Annotated in this window: 14 protein-coding genes; 11 read left to right on the plus strand and 3 right to left on the minus strand. The window is 67.7% G+C overall.

What is annotated here, in order from left to right; all coding sequences use genetic code 11:
* Positions 1-7 precede the first annotated feature (7 nt).
* The 6 genes from AB0J36_RS06915 to AB0J36_RS06940 are packed head-to-tail and all read left to right on the plus strand — an operon-like array spanning position 8 to position 10398.
* Positions 8-5632, plus strand: a complete 5625-nt coding sequence (locus tag AB0J36_RS06915) for an SDR family NAD(P)-dependent oxidoreductase (protein ID WP_363660225.1) — start codon at positions 8-10, stop codon at positions 5630-5632.
* Between the two features lie 3 nt (positions 5633-5635).
* Positions 5636-6685: an alcohol dehydrogenase catalytic domain-containing protein gene (locus AB0J36_RS06920; protein WP_363660226.1), complete on the plus strand. Its 1050-nt coding sequence runs from the start codon at positions 5636-5638 to the stop codon at positions 6683-6685.
* Between the two features lie 60 nt (positions 6686-6745).
* Positions 6746-7594, plus strand: a complete 849-nt coding sequence (locus tag AB0J36_RS06925; RefSeq protein ID WP_363660276.1) for a sugar phosphate nucleotidyltransferase — start codon at positions 6746-6748, stop codon at positions 7592-7594.
* A 10-nt stretch (positions 7595-7604) separates the two neighbouring features.
* Positions 7605-8948 (plus strand): cytochrome P450, encoded by a 1344-nt coding sequence (locus tag AB0J36_RS06930; RefSeq protein ID WP_363660227.1) that lies wholly within the window; start codon positions 7605-7607, stop codon positions 8946-8948.
* Between the two features lie 6 nt (positions 8949-8954).
* The gene (gene panD / locus AB0J36_RS06935) at positions 8955-9425 is read left to right on the plus strand and encodes an aspartate 1-decarboxylase (protein WP_363660228.1); all 471 of its coding nucleotides are present in this window, start codon (positions 8955-8957) and stop codon (positions 9423-9425) included.
* A gap of 4 nt (positions 9426-9429) precedes the next feature.
* The gene (locus AB0J36_RS06940) at positions 9430-10398 is read left to right on the plus strand and encodes a transglutaminase domain-containing protein (protein WP_363660229.1); all 969 of its coding nucleotides are present in this window, start codon (positions 9430-9432) and stop codon (positions 10396-10398) included.
* Between the two features lie 497 nt (positions 10399-10895).
* Here AB0J36_RS06940 and AB0J36_RS06945 read toward each other — a convergent pair whose 3' ends face one another.
* Positions 10896-12323, minus strand: coding sequence for an amidase family protein (locus AB0J36_RS06945; protein WP_363660230.1), 1428 nt, complete (start codon positions 12321-12323; stop codon positions 10896-10898).
* A 41-nt stretch (positions 12324-12364) separates the two neighbouring features.
* On the opposite strand from AB0J36_RS06945, the gene AB0J36_RS06950 reads away from it, so the two are divergent.
* A complete protein-coding gene (locus AB0J36_RS06950) occupies positions 12365-13579 on the plus strand; it encodes an acyl-CoA dehydrogenase family protein (RefSeq protein WP_363660231.1) in 1215 nt (404 codons plus the stop codon).
* 5 nt (positions 13580-13584) lie between these two features.
* Here the strand turns inward: AB0J36_RS06950 and AB0J36_RS06955 are convergent, their stop codons facing one another.
* On the minus strand, positions 13585-14481 hold the full coding sequence (locus tag AB0J36_RS06955) for a transglutaminase-like domain-containing protein (RefSeq protein ID WP_363660232.1): 897 nt from the start codon (positions 14479-14481) through the stop codon (positions 13585-13587).
* Entirely contained in the window at positions 14478-15836 is a 1359-nt protein-coding gene (locus AB0J36_RS06960) for a hypothetical protein (protein ID WP_363660233.1), read from the minus strand. The genes AB0J36_RS06955 and AB0J36_RS06960 overlap by 4 nt, the downstream gene beginning before the upstream one ends.
* A gap of 114 nt (positions 15837-15950) precedes the next feature.
* Between AB0J36_RS06960 and AB0J36_RS06965 the strand changes: the two genes are divergently transcribed.
* From AB0J36_RS06965 to AB0J36_RS06980, 4 genes are all read left to right on the plus strand, one after another.
* Complete coding sequence (locus AB0J36_RS06965; RefSeq protein ID WP_363660234.1) at positions 15951-16919, plus strand: 2OG-Fe(II) oxygenase family protein; 969 nt, start codon at positions 15951-15953, stop codon at positions 16917-16919.
* A 215-nt stretch (positions 16920-17134) separates the two neighbouring features.
* Positions 17135-17695 (plus strand): class I SAM-dependent methyltransferase, encoded by a 561-nt coding sequence (locus tag AB0J36_RS06970; RefSeq protein ID WP_363660235.1) that lies wholly within the window; start codon positions 17135-17137, stop codon positions 17693-17695.
* A 9-nt stretch (positions 17696-17704) separates the two neighbouring features.
* Positions 17705-18466, plus strand: coding sequence for a PIG-L deacetylase family protein (locus tag AB0J36_RS06975; protein ID WP_363660236.1), 762 nt, complete (start codon positions 17705-17707; stop codon positions 18464-18466).
* Between the two features lie 294 nt (positions 18467-18760).
* Positions 18761-19597 carry a MerR family transcriptional regulator gene (locus tag AB0J36_RS06980; protein ID WP_363660237.1) on the plus strand — a complete coding sequence of 279 codons (837 nt, stop codon included), beginning with the start codon at positions 18761-18763 and terminating at the stop codon, positions 19595-19597.
* Positions 19598-19740 lie beyond the last annotated feature (143 nt).

Here is a 19740-nt window from a genome sequence, read left to right on the forward strand (position 1 = left end):
CCGCCTGATGCGCCCCGCAGAACTGCACACGTGGCTGGTCGAGCGGGTGGCGGCCCACACCGGTCTTCCACCGACGGACGTTGATCCCACCGTACCCCTGGCTGAGCTGGGCGTTGGTTCTCAGGCAGTCGCGGAGCTGGCCGCAGACCTGAGCGCGCGAATGGGTACCGAGGTCCATCCGGCGCTGCTCTTCGAACACCCAACTGTCACCCAGCTGGTCGCGCAGCTCACCGCCGGCGCCGCAGGCGGGCGACCGACCGTAGATCGGCAGCCTGATCGGACACCCACCGACGGCCGGATCGCCATCGTGGGGATCTCCGTGCGGACGCCGGGAGCCGCGAGCCCCGACGAACTGTGGAGACTGCTGGTCGAGGGAGCCGATCCTATCGGCGAGGTCGACCGGGAGGGTTGGCAGTCCGACGGCACACCTGGTTCGGACTACGCGGGTCTACTGTCCGACATTGCCTGTTTCGACGCTGCGTTCTTCCAGATTCCGCACGAGGAGGCGCGGCGGATGGATCCGCAGCAGCGGCTGCTGCTGCAGGGCGCGTGGGAGGCGATCGAGGACGCCGGTCTGCTGCCCGAACGACTGCGCGGGTCGCGTACAGGGGTCTACCTGGGTATCTCCAACAACGAGTACGTTCGCCGTCAGGTTGGCGAGGTCCCGCGGGCGCACGCGCTGACGCCCACGGCCAACGCGCTGTCGACAGCGGCGAACCGCATCTCGTACCTGTTCGACCTCCGCGGTCCCAGCCTCGCCGTTGACACGGCGTGCTCATCCTCCCTGGTCGCTGTGCACCTCGCTGTGCGGGCGTTGCGGAACGGAGAGTGCGACACCGCCGTCGTCGGCGGCGTCAACCTGCTGCTGGAGGCTGAGACCTCGGTTGCGCTGGCCCGGGGCGGCATGCTGTCCCCGGACGGCCGGTGCCACTCCTTCGACGCCTCTGCCAACGGTTACGTCCGCTCCGAAGGATGCCTGGTCGTGGTGCTCAAGCCGTTGGCCCAAGCGCTGGCGGACGGCGACCGGGTCTACGGCGTGATCCTGGGTACCGCGGTCAACCAGGACGGGCGGTCCAACGGATTCACCGCGCCCAACCCGGCAGCTCAGGAGTCCGTCCTGGCTGCGGCGTACCAGGACGCGGGCGTGGCCCCGGCGGATGTGCGCTACGTCGAGTGTCACGGCACGGGCACGCTGCTCGGTGACCCGATCGAGGCGCGGGCGCTGGGTACCGTCCTGGGGGCGGGACGCGACAGCGAACCGTGCCTGATCGGTTCGGTGAAGTCGAACCTGGGACATCTGGAAGCGGCGGCCGGAATAGCCGGTTTGGTCAAGGTGGCACTGGCGCTGCACAAGGGCTACCTGCCCGCGAATTTGCACTACCGTACCGCCAATCCGCACATCGACTTCGATCGCCTCAGACTGCGCGTCATCGACACCGGCATTGATTGGCCCGGGGCCGACCGCGCCGTAGCAGGCGTCAGCAGCTTCGGGTTCGGCGGCACGAACGCGCACGTGGTCGTCGCTCCTGCCCCATTGAGCGCGGCGCCGGCGGCGGCTAAAGAGCAGGTCCCGGTAGCCGCGCCCCTGGTGCTGCCGGTGTCAGCCCGCCACCCCGCCGCGCTCGCGGACGCGGCGACCGCACTGGCGGACCGGATCGCCAGACTTGCCGCGACCGACCTGCCGGCGGTCGTGACGACGGCGACCCGGCACCGGACGCATCATCCACTGCGGTTCGCGGCCGTCGGTTCGTCCCCGGACGAACTCGCCGCGCAACTTCGTGCTGCGGGTGTCGCCGTGCGTCCAGGCGCCGATCCAGCCGCGTCGCCCCTGTTCCTCTTTCCCGGTCAGTCCAATCAGCGGCCCGCCGCGCTGCTGGCGCTGGCCGCGCAGGACGAGCGGATAGCGGCCACGCTGCGTCGGTGCGACGAAGTCCTCGCCGAGTTGGCCGGCTGGAGTCTGCTAAAGGTCCTGCGGCGAACAGACGCCGAGGTGGCCCTACAAGCTCCCGACGTCGCCCAACCGGTCGCCGTTGCCACCCAGCTCGCCCTCGCCGCGATGTGGCAGGGTTTCGGCATCCGGCCACAGGCCGTGCTCGGCCACAGTCTCGGTGAGGTCTCTGCGGCCGCCGTGGCAGGGTCGCTTACCCTGGCGCAAGCGATGCAGGTCGCCCTCGCCCGTGGCCAGGCCATCGCGCCCACCCTCGGTACCGGGCGGATGCTGGCCCTGAGCATCGGCGAGACCGACGCCGGAACGCTGGTCCGCCACGCCGATGGCCGGATCGAACTGGCTACGGTCAACGGGCCGGAATCGGTGGTGCTGTCCGGTGACGCCACTGTCCTGGAACGGCTTCGCGCGCAACATGAGGTGGCGGGGGTCGTTGCCAGGTGGATACCGGTCGAATACCCCTCACACAGCACCTGGATGTCGGATGCCGCCACCGACCTCGGCCGACGGCTGTCCGACCTTCGGGCCGCGCCGCCGCAGATACTATTCTGGTCTACCGTCGTCGGTGGCCCGCTCGCCGAGGCACCAGCCGCCGAGTACTGGGCGAGTAACCTACGCAGCCCGGTGCGCTTCGAGGCGGCACTCGGCGGGGCTCTCGACGCGGGTGTGCTTTCGGTCGTTGAACTCGGTGCTCAGCCGGTGCTGCGTACGCCGGTGCGGCAGGTTGCCGCGGCCCGAGGCGTTGAGTCGGTGTTCGTCTCGTCGATGGAACCCGAAACGGATCCGGTGCGGCACGTTCGGGAGGGGCTGGCCCGACTGTACGAGGCGGGCGCGACGCCACGCTGGGAGCGGTTCACACCCCACGGACCTCGCGCCGCCCTGCCTACCTATCCATGGCGGCGGGACCGGCACTGGCTACCCAGGCACCCAGCCGGCCAGGGGCCGTCGGACGGCGGGCATCCCCTCCTGGGCAGGCGCCTCGACTTGGCAGACGCGGGCGACCGAGATCGGTGGGAGCTGGTCCTTGGTGGTGAGCCGCCGGCCGTGACGGCCGGCCACGTGGTGGACGGGCAGGTGGTCATGCCGGCCTCGGGCTACGTGGAGCTTGCCGTGGCGGCCGGGCGGCAGCTTGGCATCACGGGCCCGATCGAGGTACGAGACCTGAGGTTCCACGCGCTGCTGCAGCTCGACGACGGCCCACGATGGATCCAGGTCGTCGCAGTGCCCGCGGTGGGTGCGCTGGACCGGCCTGACCCTCGGCCCGGGTTCGCGGTGCGCGTGCTCGCCAAGGCCGGCGCCGCCGGCACCTGGCGGCTGTTCGCGACCGGCACCGTGGCCGCCGCCGACGAGCTGGAGACCACCGACGACCTACGTCAAGTGGCGGCGGCCTGCGATCAGCACGTGTCGGTGGACGCGATGTACTCGGCCCTGCATGCGAACGGGCTGGAGTATGGTCCGGACTATCGGCTGCTGAGCGACGTCTCGCGGGGCACCCGCGCTGCTGTCGCCACGCTTGCACCAGGTGCCGGGCCGCCCAACGGCCTCACGGTGGACCCCCGCCCCCTCGACGCGGCTTTCCAGCTCATCTGGCCGGCCGCAGTACTGGCTGGCGGCATCCATCCGCTGCCGGTAAGCATCGACCGGGTGCGCGTCCACGACGGCGGGTCGAGCGGCACCGGCGTGCGGGTACAGCGGGCCGTGGCCGAGGTGGACCACACGGACGCGACCGAGGCAGTCGCCAATGTCGTGCTGCTCGATGCCCATGGTGAGGTGTCCGTCTCGGTACGCGGACTGCGGCTCAGCGCCCTCACCGGGCCTGCAGTCGGGCGACCGGGCGTCAGCAGCCCTCTCTGGCGGTACGAGTCTGTGTGGCAGCACCAGGAGTGGTCTGCCGAGGCCGCCCCGGACTTCGGCGCCGCGTGGCTGGTGGTCGCGGCCGACCCTGAGTTGGCGGCGGCGCTCGCGCCGATGCTACGGGCAAACGGCGGCACCGTGCACATGGTGCGCTCCGGTGACCGCTACACCTACTCCGAGGACGTCGCCACGATTCGGCCGGACCGACCGGGCGACTGGGTACGACTGTTGAGCGACTCCCGGCTGGCAGGGCCGGGCGGTCTGAATGTGGTGCACCTCGGGCCGGCGGACGAATTCACCCCGGCAGGTGCCACCGCAGCCGTCATGTCGCTGACCAACCTGGTACAGGCACTGGCGACCGTCGGTGTGGCCGACCGCCAGCTGTGGGTGGTGACCCGCGGCGCGTGCCAGGTGGAGCCCGACGACCGGGTGGTGCGTCCCGCGGGGGCGGGCCTGTGGGGCCTGGCGCGGGTGCTTCCGTTTGAGCTCCCATTGCTACCCACCCGCTGTGTCGACCTCCCGGCCAACGGCGAGGTGGTTGATATCGCGGGCGAACTGGCTGCCGAACTGCGGGCCCCAAGTCTGGAGTCGGAGGTGGCGCTGCGCGGCGCCCGCCGGTACGTCGCCCGCATCGCGCCCCTCACAGGGGTGCGGACGCCCGCAGCCGGATCGCAGGTGGTCCGACCGTCGGCCGCATACCTGGTCGTTGGGGGCCTCGGTGCGCTAGGCCTCCGGGTGGCACAGTGGCTGGCTGCTCGGGGCGCCGGTCACATCGGGCTGCTGGGTCGTCGTCCGCCGACACCCGCGGCCGCAGCCGTGATCGAGGAGCTGACCACGTCCGGGGTGCGCGTGCACCTGATCGCCGCCGATGTGGGCGATCCCGTCGCTGTCGCCGAGTCGGTGGTGAAGCTCCGCTCGGCCGCGCCGCTGGCCGGCGTGGTGGTGGCCGCCGGCGTAATCGACGACGCCTCGCTCTTCCGGATGACCGGGGAGATGATCGAGAGGGTCATGCGGCCCAAGGTCGCGGGGGCGGTGAGCGTCGCGGCGGCGATCGAGGCCGACCCGCCCGACTGGGTGGTGTACTTCTCCAGCGCGGCGTCCGTGCTGGGCTCGCCCGGCCAGGCGAACTACTGCGCAGCCAATGCCGTACTCGACGCGATCGCCGTGAACCAACGGTCGGCCGGCCTGAATGCCCTGACCGTCAACTGGGGGCCGTGGGCGCAGGCCGGGCTGGCTGTCGGTGCGGCACGTGGCACCGGCCGGATGGCGGCGGCCTACACCGGCCTGGCCCCCGAGCATGGGATCCAGGCTCTGGAGGAGATCCTGCACGATCGGCGCCGGCAGACGCTGGTAATGCCCACCAACCTGAACAACCTGGTGCAGTTCTTCCCCAGTGAGCTCGGGGTGGCGCGGTTCAGCGAGGTGACCACCGGCAACCAGGCGCTGCTACGTGGTATCGGTCTTGGCTCCCGGTCGTCCCGTCCGCCGATGAAGCACTCGTACGTGGCACCGCGCAACGACGTGGAACGGCGGATCGCCCGGATCTGGCAGGAATCGCTGGGCTTCACCGAGATCGGCGTTCACGACAGCTTCTTCGAGCTGGGCGGCGACTCGGTTTTCGCCAACCAGCTGGTGTTGGAGGTGGGCCGTACCTTCAACGTGCCGATCCCCTCTGCCGAAGCCTTCGAACACCTCACGATCGCCCGACTGGCCGATCTCACCGAGCGGGAGATCCACCGGGCGTTGGCGAATCTGACCGAGGGGGAGGCCGAGGCGTTGTTGCGACGAGCTGGGGGTTCCGACGGATCGAGTGCCGAGGGCGAGGAGGGCTGAGCTGTGCGAGGTGCGGCTTTTCAGGGCGCGTTCGACGTCCGGCTGCGTACGGACCTGCCTGAGCCCGAGATCACCGGCCCACGGGACGCAGTGGTGCGCGTGACCCGTACGGCGATCTGTGGCACTGACCTGCACGCGTACCGTGGTGAGTTGCCCGGGTTCGGTGCCGGTACGGTGCTGGGACACGAGTTCGTGGGCACCGTCGTCGCGGCTGGTGCCGAGGTGCCCTACCAGCTGGGCCAACGGGTGGTCGCCTCGGACGTAGTGGCGTGCGGTCGCTGTCCAGCCTGTGCGCGGGGCTGGCACTATCAGTGCCCAGAGGTCACCCTCTTTGGCTACTCCACGGTCGTCGGGAAGTCTCTCGACGGTGGACAGGCCGAGTACGTCCGCGTTCCATACGCCGACGTCGTGCTATGGGCCTGCCCGGACGGAGTTACCGATGAGCAGGCTCTGTTCAGCAGCGACGTGCTTTCCACTGGTTACGCTGCGGCGTGTCATGCCAACATCACGGCCGGTGAAACGGTTGCGGTGGTGGGCGGCGGCACGGTGGGGCTCCTAGCCGGGATGTGCGCGCGGCTCGTCGGTGCCGCTGCGGTGGTCGTCGCAGATCCGGTGCCGGCGCGGCGTGCGGCGGCGGCCGCGTGCGGGCTGGTGCCAGCGTCTCCGCACGAACTCGCCGAGATCGTGACGGACGTGTCGGCCGGCAGGGGAGCTGGGTCGGTGATCGAGGCGGTGGGCAGCGATGCCACCCTGCGTCTGGCGATGGCGACGGCTGCGGCGCGCGGCACGGTGGTCGCGGTCGGCGCGCACCACTCGAACGCCGCTCCGCTTGACGCCGCCGCCGCGTTCGCGCGCGAGCTAACGCTCCGGTTCGTCGTCGGGGACCCGATCGTGGTACGCGACGACGTGCTGGCCCTGATCCGAGCCGGCCGGATTGATCCGACGGTGGTGATCTCACATCGCCTGCCGCTGACGGAGGTGGCGCGCGCCTATGAGCTGTTCGAGCGACGGGAGGCGACCAAGGTTGTGCTCATACCTGATGACGTCGATTGAGTCGCGTAGTAGCGGGACTTTCCCGGCCAGGTCGGAAGGAGGGCTGGGCCGGTGCGGGACATGATGGACGAAAGTCCGACACCATCAGAGCAGCACGGCCGCGGTGCCCGGCTGAAGCTGCAAAAAGCCTCGGCGGACGGCGGCCCGGAGCTATCACCGGCCAGGCCCCCACAGGTGAGGCCGTCGCACGCGGTGATCCTCGCCGGTGGGCTCGGCACGCGGCTGCGGCCCTACACTCTGGACAGCCCGAAGCCGCTCGTCGCGCTGGACGAGTACACCATCCTGGAGGTGATTCTCCGGCAGCTGCGGGCCAGCGGGGTGTCCCGGGTGAGCTTGTCCGTCGCGTACCTCAGCAGGATGATCGAGGAGGTGGTGGGGGACGGTAGGCGGTTCGGCCTGGCCCTCGACTACTACGTCGACCCGTACCCACTGGGTACCGCCGGCCCGTTGAGCATGGTGCGGGACTGGTCGGAGCCTGCGCTGGTGATGAACGCCGATGTCCTCACCCTGCTGAACTTCGATGAGCTGTACGAGGCCCATCTGTCGAGTGGCGCGGAGATGACCGTGGCGGTGCACGTCACCGAGAGTTCAATCAGTCACGGCATTGTCGACATCGCTGGTGGCGCTGTCGTGGATCTGTGGGAAAAGCCGCGCGTGGAACTTGATGTGTGCGCGGGCATCTACGTCATCTCGCCCAGCGCTCAAGCGGCAGTCCCACCCGGCGTCCGGTTCGACATGACAGAGCTGGTGCGCATGTTGATCGCCGACGGGCGGTCAGTCGGTGCGCACCGCTTCCGGGACGATTGGTACGACATCGGCACGCACACGGGACTGGTGCGAGCCCGACAGTCGTTCGTCGAAAAACGGTCGGCCTATCTGCGGGACGCAGCTTCGCCGGCCTCGGTATAGGGGGTGCGCCGTGAGTGAGCAATATTCGGACTTCGATGCGATCCCGGGCCCGCGAGGTCCGTTGATGTGGCCCGTACTCTGGCGTCTACGTCGCGACCCGGTCGGCGTGTACCGCCGTAGCCGGCAGCGGTACGGGGACGTCGTGCGCTTCCGCGAGCCGAGCGGCGCGTCGTGGGTGTTCGTGGCCCACCCGGATGCGGTAGCCACCGTTCATCAGCGTAACCACCGCAACTACAGCCGCGGCAAGCTCAACGGGCCGTTCGCCATGCTGCTCGGGGAGGGACTGCTCACCAGCGAGCGGGAGGCGTGGTCGGTTCACCGCCGGGTGCTCGCCCCACCTTTCCGGCGTGACCGGCAACACGACGTTGTCGACGTGGTGCAGCAGCGCACCGGGGAGATGCTCGACGAATGGGCAACCGGGGGAGTGGGACGGCGCTTCGACGTCTGCCCGGACGTGGAGCGGTTGACCTTTCGCGTGGTCCTTCAGGCGATGTTCGACATCGATCTCGGCGACCGGGAGGAGTCGGTCCTGCGGCACCTGACCGAGGCGTTGAGCTACGTCAGCAGCGAGAGCTTTCGCATGTATCCCCTGCCGGAGTGGGCCGTCGCCAGGTCGCGCAATCGGTTCGAGGCGAGTGTGGCGGCCTTGGATCGCGAGGTCGGCGTAGTGCTCGCGACGCCCCGGGCGAACATCGGAGGGTCGGACCGAGGTGCCGTGTTCAATGCGCTGGCACAGTCGGATCTACCAGCCCGAGCGGTGCGCGACGAGCTGCTCACCATGCTTCACGCCGGCCAGCACACGGTGGCCACTTCGATCTCGTTCGCCCTCTATCTCCTCGCCGTGCATCCCTGGGCGGCCGAGCGCGTCCGCGAGGAGTTGGTGCCGCTGTGCGGGCGGCCACCAAAGCAAGACGACTTCGACTCCCTGCCCTACCTGCGGCGCGTTCTGCTCGAGACGATGCGGCTCTACCCGCCGGCGTGGGGCGGAGTACGAGAGACTGTTGACGAGGACCATCTGTCCGGGTATCGAGTTCCAGGCGGCACGCCGGTCGTGTTCTCCCAGTACGTGACCCACCGACACCCGGAGATCTGGTCCGACCCGGACCGGTTCGACCCGGACCGCTTCACCAGTGAACGAATGCGCGACCTTCCCCGGTACGCGTACTTCCCGTTCGGCGGCGGGCCGCACCTTTGTATCGGTGAGGAAGCGGCCATGGTGGAGCTGACCATCGTGGTGGCAATGGTGGTGCAGCGGTACCAGTTGCGGTTGGCCCCTGGGGCCAAGGTGACACCGCTCGCCCTGCTCGACCTTGTGCCCGCCAACGGCGTACCCCTCATCCTCGAGAAGGCTTAGGCCACGATGATCCTGTCGAGACTGACGGCACAGGTCCAGCGGGCGACGGTGACCGAGGCCAACCTGCACTACGTGGGCTCTCTCACCCTCGACGAGGACCTGATGAGAGCTGGAGGCTTGCTGCCTGGCGAGCAAGTGGCAGTTATCGACGTCACCAATGGAGCACGGTTGGAGACCTACCTCATTTCCGGCGTGGGCGGCAGCGGCGTGGTTGGCATCAATGGCGCTGCCGCACACTTCGTGCACCCCGGTGACCTGGTGACCATCATCGGCTACTCACTGATGGACATGGATGCCGCGCGGTCGTTCCAACCTCGCGTGGTGCACGTGGATCACCGCAACCGCGTCGTGGAGTTGAGTGGCGACCCCGCGGGTGTGGCGACCGGTATGGCCGGCGAGCTGCACGGGCAGGATCTGGCCGTCGCTGGCCGGGCCAAGCGAAGGTCCATGACTCCCTCCCCTGTGGCGGAAGGTTGACGACGTGACCGAGGTGGTTGCTGGCAAACGATGGGCCACCGACCGGCTGGGCGACCTGGTCGGTCGAATTCGACGGGTGCCGGACACGCACCGGCAGTTCGGTGATGATCTTGCGATCGCTACCCGTCTGCACCGCATCGATCCGCCCCTGCTCGAACGGCTACTGGATGTCGGGCTGCCCCACCGCGGTACGGGACCCGACCGCCTATTCGACTCGTTGGATCTGGAAAACGTCGCTCTGGATCTCGGGCTACCCAGTCCCAGAGGGCGGGCAATCCGGTGGTGGTCGCGGGCGTTGGTGCACGACAAAGGCGACCTTTCCCGACTGCGCAGCGTGACGGTTTCGTCGCGCTGTCCGGATGTGGGACACCGCGGCGTTTGCGACTTCGCGCTCCGGCAGGATCTCGCCCGCACGGCGGTATCCGGCAGAGTGCGCGCCAGCGGGGGGAGTTTCCAATTCGACGTGCGGATGACGCATCGGGAAGTGAGACTGGGCCGCCGCTTTACGCCGCTGGTCGAGCAGGTCACGCCGCTGCAATTTCACATCCTTCCGCGCACCCTGCATGACGACCTCGGGTTCGCCCGGGCAACCCAGCTGGCGAGTTGCGGGCTGGCCACCCGGCTCACCGTGCACCTCGCTCGTGATCTGAGCCTTCCGGTGCGATCCGCGTACGGGTACTTCATGACCGAGCCCTACCTGACCTGGCATACCTGGCCGGAGTTCAACATTGACGGTGAGTGGATGGCCGCCGATCCCTTCATGCTCAACGCCTGCTACCGCTGGGGCCTGGCCGGCAGTGATCGCTGGGCGGTGACCGACACGGTCAGCGGACTGATGTGGACGGTAGGCCGCAGCGATCCGGACGCCCCCTCCGCGCCCTACCGCCCGGTGACACATTGCGGCACTCCGGTGCCGGCCACGCTGATGGCTAAGGTCGCCAGTGCCGAGCTTGACCGCGCGAGACCGAATTGAGCGCAGACGGAAAGCGGCGGAGAGACTTGTCCACAACGCGCAATCACTTCGTATTCCGAAGCCGCTGTAGATCAGGTAGGGTAAGTGGGCGGGGGTGCCTCATGTGATTCCTATCGGGTTGCGACTGCGTGAAAATCCGCCCTGGCAGTTGCCGTCGGTTGAATTCGGCAGCCCACGCAGATCGCCCCTGCTTGCCTTTGTCTTTCAGAGGTCCGTCCCTCCGTTTTCGGTAAACCCCCTCAATATGTAATCGTCTAACTCGCTACACCACATAAAGCTCCCTCGCCATCCGGGCGAGCTGGCAGAAGGAAGGGAGGATCGCATGAGGTTCGAGATCGTGGATGTCCGTGACACCTGGCAAACGGACAAAATCATCATCAGGTCGGGTCTGAGCTCGTCCCCGCCGCACTAAGGTGACACGCACCCGTGGGGTACGGGAGACGCCTGCGTCTTCCGTACCCCACGGCTGTTGTCGAGCTTGAACGCCGGAGGGGACGTCAGCCAACGGGCGGATGGGCGGCCACCGGCAGCAACTCGGCGATCCGTCGGGCCAGCTCCAAGCTCGTACGGTCCTCAAGGTACGGACCGGCCACTGCGATGCCCACGGGCAGCCCGCGAGAGTCAAACCCAACCGGAACGACGGTGGTCGGCAGATAACTGACCCCGGTCAGGCCAGCCCACACGATTTGATCCCAGTAAGACCGGACCGCACCGTTGACCGTGATGCGCCGGGCCGAGAACGGCCGGTCATCGTGAGACGGCACCACGTTCGGCGTCACCGGAAGCAGCAACGCATCGTACTGGTCAAAGAACTCCCGCCATCGGCGACGCATCTGAGTCCGCCTCTCGCTGGCAATCATCCACTCACGATGGCGCTGTGGGTAGAACTCCGCGCCCAGATCGGCCCGCGGCGACAGCCGTCCGGCCGCGATGCCGTCGAGTTCGGCCGGCGTGTAGTCGCCCGAAGCCACACATACCAGCAGCCGCCGGAAAACCTCATCGCTCTCGGCGAGGTTGAACCCGGTGGGAGCGGCCGTTTCCACCCTGATCCCCGAGGTGGTCAGCAGATCCGCCGTCAGCGTCACTGCGGCGCGTACCTCGTCGTCGACCGGGCAGTAGGGATCATCGGCCCAGACAGCAACCCGTCGCACAGTGCGGGCTGGTGGCAGATCCAGTCGCCAGGCGCTCCGCTCGTCGGGTCCGGGCCCAGCCACGACGTCGAGGGCGAGCGCCAGGTCGTCGACGGTCCGGGCCAGCGGACCAATCACGGCCATGTCCGGCGGAGTGTACTTGCGCGGATAGGGCGGAGCATGGCCGTCGAGGGACACGACTCCGAAGGATGGCTTGTGCCCCGCCACGCCGCAGTACGCGGCGGGGATACGGATCGAACCAGCCACATCCGAGCCCATCTCGAGCGGTGACAGTCCGGCGGCGACCGCCCCGGCTGCCCCGCCCGAGGATCCACCAGTGGTGTGGTCAGGCCTCCAGGGGTTGCGCGCCGTGCCGTGTAGTGGACTGTCGGTCTGTACGTCTGCCGCGTATGCCGGCATGTTCGTCTTGCCGATGATGATCGCCCCCGCAGCGCGAAGCATGGCGACTGTCTGCGCATCCCGGTCCGGGACGTAGCAGGCGAGGTCTTCGGTGCCGGCCGTCGTGCGCACGCCGGCGGTTGCCAGGCTGTCCTTTACCGTCATCGCCACTCCGTGCAGCCGACCGGAGGCCTCGCCTCGCATTGTGGCCTGGTCGGCGGCCGCGGCGTACTGGTGAGCGCGGTCGTCGAGGGTGACGACGAGACCAAGCCCAGGGTTCAGCCGCTCAATGCGGCGCAGCAGGACGTCCAGGTACTCGCGGGCCGAGATGCGACGCTGCCGAATGGCGTCGGCAACCGCGTGCGCCGACCACCAGTGGATCTCGTCGTCCGCCATGATTCCCCGTTCACGAGCAATGCGCTAAAGTCGATCTCATTATGGGCCAGGAACTACACGATCCGGCCGGCCCCGGCCTCGGCAACCTCAATGGACATGCCGACCCAGCGGCGCATAGCCCTCGTGCCTATCTCAGGACGGCGAAAGCCATCGCTGACGACGTCGCTGCGAAGCACGCGACCGACGTTGACCGCCGAGCGGTGTTTCCCACGCAGACGGTCAGTGCGCTCGCCGAGGCGGGACTACTCTCGGCGGTGGTCCCACGGCCGGCCGGCGGCTTGGGCCTCGACCTGTCCCTCATCGTGCGCGTCGCGAGCATCCTGGGCCGCGGCTGCGGCTCAAGCGCGATGATCTGGGCCATGCACCAGATGCAGCTCGCCTGCCTGGTGCGTCACGGTGCGCTGACCACGCCAACCTTGGCGGGTCTCCTCGACGCGATTGTCGCCGAAAACCTGCTGCTGGCCTCCGTCACGAGTGAGAAGGGCAGCGGCAGCAGCATCCATCGCAGCCACGCGGCTGTGGAGCCGGATGATGTGGGCCTTCGGCTGCACAAGGAGGCGCCGACGGTGTCCTACGGGGCTCAGGCGGGTTTCTTCCTCATCCCGGCTCGTCGCGATCCGCAGGCGGAGCCTGAGGATCAGGTTGCAGTGATCGTGCGACGCGACCAGGTGTCGTTGCAGCAGGTGGGTGGTTGGAACCCGATGGGCATGCGCGGTACGTGCAGCCCGCCGCTGCGCATCGAAGCGCACTTCGACAGGGCGCAGATCCTGCCGGATCCGTTCGGTGTGGTCGCCGCGCACACCCTGGTGCCGCTGTCGCAGATCCTCTGGTCGGCCGTCTGGATCGGCATGGCAACCGAGGCGCTCAGTCGTGCGGCGCGGGCGGTCGAGGCACGCTCCAGTCGATCCGGAACCAACTCGGTCGACCGGCGAATGGCCGAGGCCGACCAGATCCTCACCAGCTTGGAAGCCCAACTGGACGACGCCGTCCGGCTTTACCACGCAGCCGATCGGGGCGCCGTGCCACGCAACGATAGGTTCAAGACCCGGATGAACGCTCTCAAGATCGCTGCATCGACGTCAACGGTCCAGGTGGCGCAGCTCGCCCTGGGCATGTGCGGCATCGCCGGTTACCTTGAGGACGGGCCTTTGTCAGTGGCGAGGATGCTGCGGGACCTCTACTCCGGCCAGGTGATGGTGTCCAACGACTGGCTCATCGACGCCAACGCCGCCGCCGCAGTAAGCCTGCGCCGCTGACCGGGTCACCGGTCAGCGCGTACCAAACTCAGGTCGCCAGGCACGGCCAGCTCGGGGCGCCGATAGACTTCCCGGATCCCGGCCACCTCGCCCCGGCCGACTGCCTCGGCGATCACATCGACGTAGCTTGGGTCGACCGTTAACCGACCCCGATCCCACTCGTCGAGCAGGCCCCAGTAGTCCCACGGCAGCATCTCGTGCTTGTTCAACGCGGCCAGGTCGCGGATGACCGCACCGGCGATCAGCACGGAGCCTCGGTTGTTGCCGAAGCCGAACAGGTCGCCGTCGAGGTCACCGCGCCGATACCGGCGCCAGGCCGTCGCCCCGGGGAGGAAGGCGCCGTCCGGCAGGTCACCGGGATCGAAGGTGATGTCGTACTCGTCAACCTCGACCGGGTCCAGTTCGCCGTCGGCCAGCTGCCACCGCTCGTCTGTAGGGTTCCAGTACTCGACGATCCAGTGGTCCTCCCACAGCCCCGGCTCGAAGTAGCTCGCGAAGCCCGCGCGAACCCGGCTCGGTGTGCCGCGTGCCCGCAGTAGGGCACTAAGCAGGACCGCAAAGTGTCGGCATGAGCCCTGCAGACGACGTTGCGGAGGACGCGTCACAATCATGGGCAAGTCAGCCTTCTCCCGCAGGGCAGTCAGCATCTCCGTCACCGGACGCAGGTGGATCTCGGCCGGCGGGTCGTCCTGGCGAGACATGCCATACAGGTGCAGCATATCCGTGTGGATGACCAACCCGTGCAGCATCTCGCGGAGGCCATCCGCGTCTGTGGGCAGACGCTCGTCGTTGACGAGGCCGACCGGCAACCTGGTCATGTCGCCGGCCTCGGTCCAGAAGCCAAGATGCGCTGGCGCGCTTGCCGAGCGAGTGCTGTTGTCCTCAGATGCCGCGAAGGTCATGACGACACCGGCAGCGCGACGATCCGCGGACCGGCCAGCTCCACCTCGATCGTGCGGCGTACTAGTGTGGCACGTCGTTCCGCCTCGCCACCATCCGCGCCCCCGGTGACGATGCCATAAGAGCGGCGCAGATATCCCAGGCCCCGGACGTTCGTCGGGAAGACCGGAACGCCATCACGCCGGACCTCGTCGATCGCGGACCTGACCTCGGCGTACGACGCGTGCCGGTCCCCGGTCACCGACACCGCGGGTTCCGCCCGCACCACCACCTCGGGCGTAGCTCGCCACCGCGCCAGCAGGTCGACCCACTCGCTGCCGCCGGTCCGTCTGGCGTTGAACTCCGTCACGTAGAGATCGCCGTCCGCACTCATCAGGAAGTCGACGCCGAACCAGCCCCGGAAACCCAGACCGCGGGCGACGCCGGCGATCTGCGTGGACACCGCGTGCATCTCCTCCTCAACGGCCGAGGGAAGTAGGCCGGCTCCGACATTAACGCCGGTGAAACGGTGTTCGTCGACCGTCATGATGCTGCTCAGCAAGCTCGTGACGCCTTCGTCGCCGATGAACAGGTCGACCGCGGGACAACCTACAGCTGGCTGGTGTGTCACGTAACGCTGGACGCTCAGAGGGAAAATGGAAAGTAGTGGGTCGTCGCGGACGGTACGCCAAAAGCGGGAGCGGCTCTCCGCGTTCGCGTGCACGACCGTCGAGCCCTCACCACTGACCCCGTACATGCTCCGGACGATGACGGCCTCGCCCGTGGAGAGCATCGAGTCAATCGCCCCCCGCAGTTCCACCCAGGAGTCGACCGTGATGCCGGGCGCTACGCGGAAGCCGGATAGTTGGCTCGCGAGATCCAGACAACTCATTTTGGAGTCCAGATAGAGGCTCGCCCAGTAGTGTTCCGGTGCGGGGAGGTCGGTCACCACGTCGTGCCCGAGTTGCGTGAGCACACTTTGTAGTGTGTACAGCTCCTGGGTGGCACCCCAGGTGACGAGGCGCACCGTACGGTGTCCGTCGAGCTCGCGCCGCAGGGCGGACATGGCGATCGCGTCGTCCAGCAGGTCACGCACGAGTAGACCGCTGCGCTGCACGGGATGGATGAGGGGCGGGGGAGAAGCACCCATCGCGATGTGGACATCGGCGAACCATTGCCTGTCCGGCATCGCTGGCAGCACGAGCACCCGCCGGCCCAGACTCCAGAACAAACTCTGTTCCGCGAACGCCTGCCCGACCCGAACGAAGCTGTCGTGCGTGGCTGGGTCCACCGTCAGGCGCGGATGACGCAGGTTGAAGTCGGCGATGTTCGGAACCACCAGATCGATGGCTTCGGACTCAACAGCGCTACCAGACATGCCCCTCCCCGATCGGGCGTAACGTCCCGCACGTCGCGACGAGAACCGTTGCATGATACGTGTGTCGGGCCGCGCACGACAGGTGCGCATCGATCCGGCTGATGCGGCGGTGGCTTGCCAGCACCAAACGCGATTGAGAAGATCTCTGATATGGCATCCACGAGGGATCAGGTCGCAGTCATTGACCTCAGCGACTGGCTTGCTCGCACGCCCGAGGGCGACGCCGTCGCCATGCGCCTCGTCGACTCGTTTCGGAAGGTCGGCTTCGTCTACGTAATCGGACACGGAATCGCAGCGGAGGCAGTAACCGCAATCTTCCGGGCTTCGTATCGGCTCTTCCAGCAGACCCCGGCCCAGCTCGACAAAGTGCACTACCGGCACGCGGGTCACTACCACGGCTACGTACCCAAGGGCGTCCTCGCCGGAACCGGTTCGTTTCACGAACTCTACGACTGCGGCATGGACATCGGCGACGACTACCAGGGCCCCGGCGCATACCTGTCCAACATGCCCAACCCCTGGCCGGAGGACCTGCCCGGCTTCCGGGAGACGGTCGAGGGCTACCAACAGCTCATGCGACCGCTCGCGGACGAACTGCTCGCCGCGATCGGGGTTGGTCTCGGTCTGCCGAGAGACTTCTTCCAGGCTCGCAGCGCGATTCCACACGCCCAGCTTCGGTTGCTGCACTACCTTCCGCGCCCCGACGCACCAGATGACGCGCTCAGCGTCGGCCGTCACAGCGACTACGAGGCAGTCACCATCCTGGCGCAGGACGACGTCGGTGGTCTCCAGGTGCGCGACCCCCACGGACAGTGGATGGACATCAAGCCGATCGAGGGCGCCTTCCTCATCAACGCGGGCGACATGCTGGTCCGGTGGACCAACGGCACCATCCCGGCCACCCCGCACCGGGTTCGTACGCCTCGTGAACGGGAACGCTACTCGGTCGCCTTCTTCTATGGCACCAGCTATGACGTGGTCATGGAGCCCGTGCTGCCTCCGGCGCACCCAGTCGTCGAGAGGCATGAGCCCGTGACCGGCGGTGAATACTTGTGGCAGCGGTTCACCGAGCACGGCATCTAGAACTGACCCTCGACCTCTGCTGCAGGCCAGCCGTGCGAGGGGTGGGGACATGAATGTCATCAGCGTTGTGCGGTGCACACGTGACTGAATCAAGGAGCCGCCATGCTGCCACCGCTCGACAGCATGCTGCGGATTCCCATCGGCGTGGCGATCCGACCGGTTGGTTCGAGCATCTCTACGCGGCCGCTGAACGAGGCGAGGTTCGCGTGCCGTGGGTGGAGTTGGCACCGAACCCACACCTCGTGTCCTGGGTGGCACAACGGGACAGGGCGGCCTCGGGCGAGACCGCTCTCGTCGTCGGTTGTGGGGTGGGTGATGATGCGGAGCTCCTCGCCGAGCTCGGGTTCGCGGTGACGGCCTTCGATGTGGCGCCGAGCGCTGTCGCCGGTGCACGGAATCGCTTCCCGCAGTCCGATGTCGACTACCTCGTCGCCGACGTTTTCAACCCGCCGGCGGGGTGGCGCTCCGGGTATGACCTCGTGGTCGAGTCGTACACCGTTCAGGTCTATCAGGACGAGCTGAGAAGCGCTGTGATCCAGAACGTCGCCGACATGGTGGCCCAGGGCGGAACGCTGCTCGTGATCGCGCACGCCGCCGCCATCGTCGAGAACGCGGGACCCCCGTGGCCCCTCACCCTCTCGGACATCGAGGCGTTCGGCCCGGCGGGCCTTCGACCGGTGCGGCTCGACGAGATCACCGACGACCGTCCGCCGGGCCGCCAATGGCGGGCCGAGTTCCGCAAGATTGACTTTGATCATCCGGCGACGGCTGCCTAGCATCGCGCTATGCCTACCTCAACGCGTCCGTTGGCCCCACTTCGTGAAGACTGGAACCGGGTGTTGTGTGTGGCCGCGCACCCAGATGACCTGGAGTACGGTGCGGCGTCCGCGATCGCACGATGGACCGCCCAGGGCAAACAGGTGAGCTACCTGCTGCTGACATCAGGCTCGGCAGGCATCGACGGGATGCGTCCGAGTGAATGCGGGCCGATTCGGATGGCAGAGGAACGCGAGGGAGCCCGCGAGGTCGGCGTGCACACCGTCGATTTTCTCGACTACCTCGACGGAGTCGTCGAGTACGGCCTGCCGCTACGTCGCGACATCGCCCGCGTGATTCGACGAGAGCAACCGGATGTCGTGGTCGGCTACGCGTTCACGGAGCGGCTCGGTGGCGGGATCGTCAACCAGGCCGACCATCGCGCTGCCGGGTTGGCGACTCTGGATGCCGCCCGTGATGCGGCGAACAGATGGATCTTTCCGGAGTTGTGCGAGGACGAGGCCCTTGAGCCGTGGCCGGGGGTGCGGTTCGTGTGTTTCACGGCCTCCCCGCAGGCCACTCACGGTGTGGACGTCACAGGCTTCCTCGAGCGCGGTATCGCCTCCCTGCGCGCCCATCGGGCGTACATGAGCGGCCTTGGCGTGGCAGCGTTCGATCCTGCCGAGTTCTTGACTGAAGTGGCACAGTCCCACGGCGCCCGGTTGGGCGTTGACCTCGGGGTTGCATTTGAGGTCTACGAGCTGATGCCTGGCAGTGCCACAGCGATCTGACGCCATCCGACCAAGAGTCCGGGTTCCGCGCCTTCACGTGGAACTGTCCCTCGGAGGCCAAGCTGCTCGAGTACGACCGCATCGACCTGCACGAGCGTGTTGGTTAGCTGGTTTTGAGGTGCGGGGACCGGGTGGGTCATCGCGTGTAGGGCCTCGTGTTCGGCGGGCGAGACGTGGCCGAGTTCGCCGTGTAGGCGTCGGTTGGTCTTCTACCGGTTCACCGCCGATCCGCCGGCGGCGCTTCCTAGTATTCGGTGTTGAGCCTGACACCGTGTCAGGCCGCAGAATAAGGCGGTGTTCAGCCTCAGAGACTTCGCTGCATTCGGTCGAGTGTCGGTGCACATGCTGCGCCATTACGACGCGACCGGCCTCTTGCGGCCAGCCGCGACGGATCCGGTCAGCGGGCACCGCTACTACCACGCCAACCAGCTGCATCGGCTCGACCAGATTATCGTCCTGAAGGACCTGGGACTTCCGTTAGTGCAGGTTGCCGACATCCTCGACAACAGGGTCACCGTCAAGGAGCTGCGCGGCATGCTGCGGCTGCGGCGCGCACAGTTGGAGCAGCTCAGCGCCAATGTCGCCCGACTTGCCGGCCTCGACGCGCGGCTGCGCATGATTGCACAGGAGGGGCACATTAATACCGGAGACGTAACGTTGAAGCGCATCCCGCAGGCGCGCGTCGCCGAGCTTTCGGAGGTGGTCGCCAGCTACGAAGAATCGGACACCGGGCTGGTGATCGGGCCGCTGTACCAGGAAATTTGGCGGCGGCTGAACCAGAGCGGCGCGACGGTGACTGGTTCGCCGATCGCCTACTACGTGCCGGAACCCGGCACGGGCGGCGACGGCCAGGAGGTGCGGGTTCACGCGGCCGTCGAGGTGGCCGCCGACACGCCTGCGGGCGACGGAACGATCGACATTCTCGACCTGCCCGGGATCGAGTCCGCTGTCACGATCCTGCACCGGGGCCCGATGGCCGAGGCGTTCCGCAGCATGCAGGTCCTGGCCCGCTGGATAGACGACAATGGCTACATGCCAGTCGGGTATGCCCGCGAGGTCTGCCTCGAGTTCGATCCGGGGAATCCGGCGAACTGGGTGCACGAGTTTCAGCTCGGGGTCGTCCGCCCCTGACAGTCAGGGTTCGGACGGTCGCCCGGTGCGCTGCGGGTTGGCGGTCGTTTGGACGAACGACAAGACCTGCGGCAGGACTCAGATCAGAGTGTGGTGACCTTGAAAGCTCGGGCGGGGTAGCCGTCCTGGCCCGGGATTTCGTA

The sequence above is a fragment of the Micromonospora sp. NPDC049662 genome, assembly GCF_040675055.1.
GTDB lineage: Bacteria > Actinomycetota > Actinomycetes > Mycobacteriales > Micromonosporaceae > Micromonospora.

Excerpts from the sequence above, each read along its gene's own strand:
- panD (WP_363660228.1), top strand. The coding sequence starts at position 8,955 with ATGATCCTGTCGAGACTGACGGCACAGGTCCAGCGGGCGACGGTGACC.
- AB0J36_RS06945 (WP_363660230.1), bottom strand. The coding sequence starts at position 12,323 with ATGGCGGACGACGAGATCCACTGGTGGTCGGCGCACGCGGTTGCCGAC.
- AB0J36_RS06915 (WP_363660225.1), top strand. The coding sequence starts at position 8 with ATGCGCCCCGCAGAACTGCACACGTGGCTGGTCGAGCGGGTGGCGGCC.
- AB0J36_RS06975 (WP_363660236.1), top strand. The coding sequence starts at position 17,705 with ATGCCTACCTCAACGCGTCCGTTGGCCCCACTTCGTGAAGACTGGAAC.
- AB0J36_RS06950 (WP_363660231.1), top strand. The coding sequence starts at position 12,365 with ATGGGCCAGGAACTACACGATCCGGCCGGCCCCGGCCTCGGCAACCTC.
- AB0J36_RS06960 (WP_363660233.1), bottom strand. The coding sequence starts at position 15,836 with ATGTCTGGTAGCGCTGTTGAGTCCGAAGCCATCGATCTGGTGGTTCCG.
- AB0J36_RS06925 (WP_363660276.1), top strand. The coding sequence starts at position 6,746 with ATGATGGACGAAAGTCCGACACCATCAGAGCAGCACGGCCGCGGTGCC.
- AB0J36_RS06955 (WP_363660232.1), bottom strand. The coding sequence starts at position 14,481 with ATGACCTTCGCGGCATCTGAGGACAACAGCACTCGCTCGGCAAGCGCG.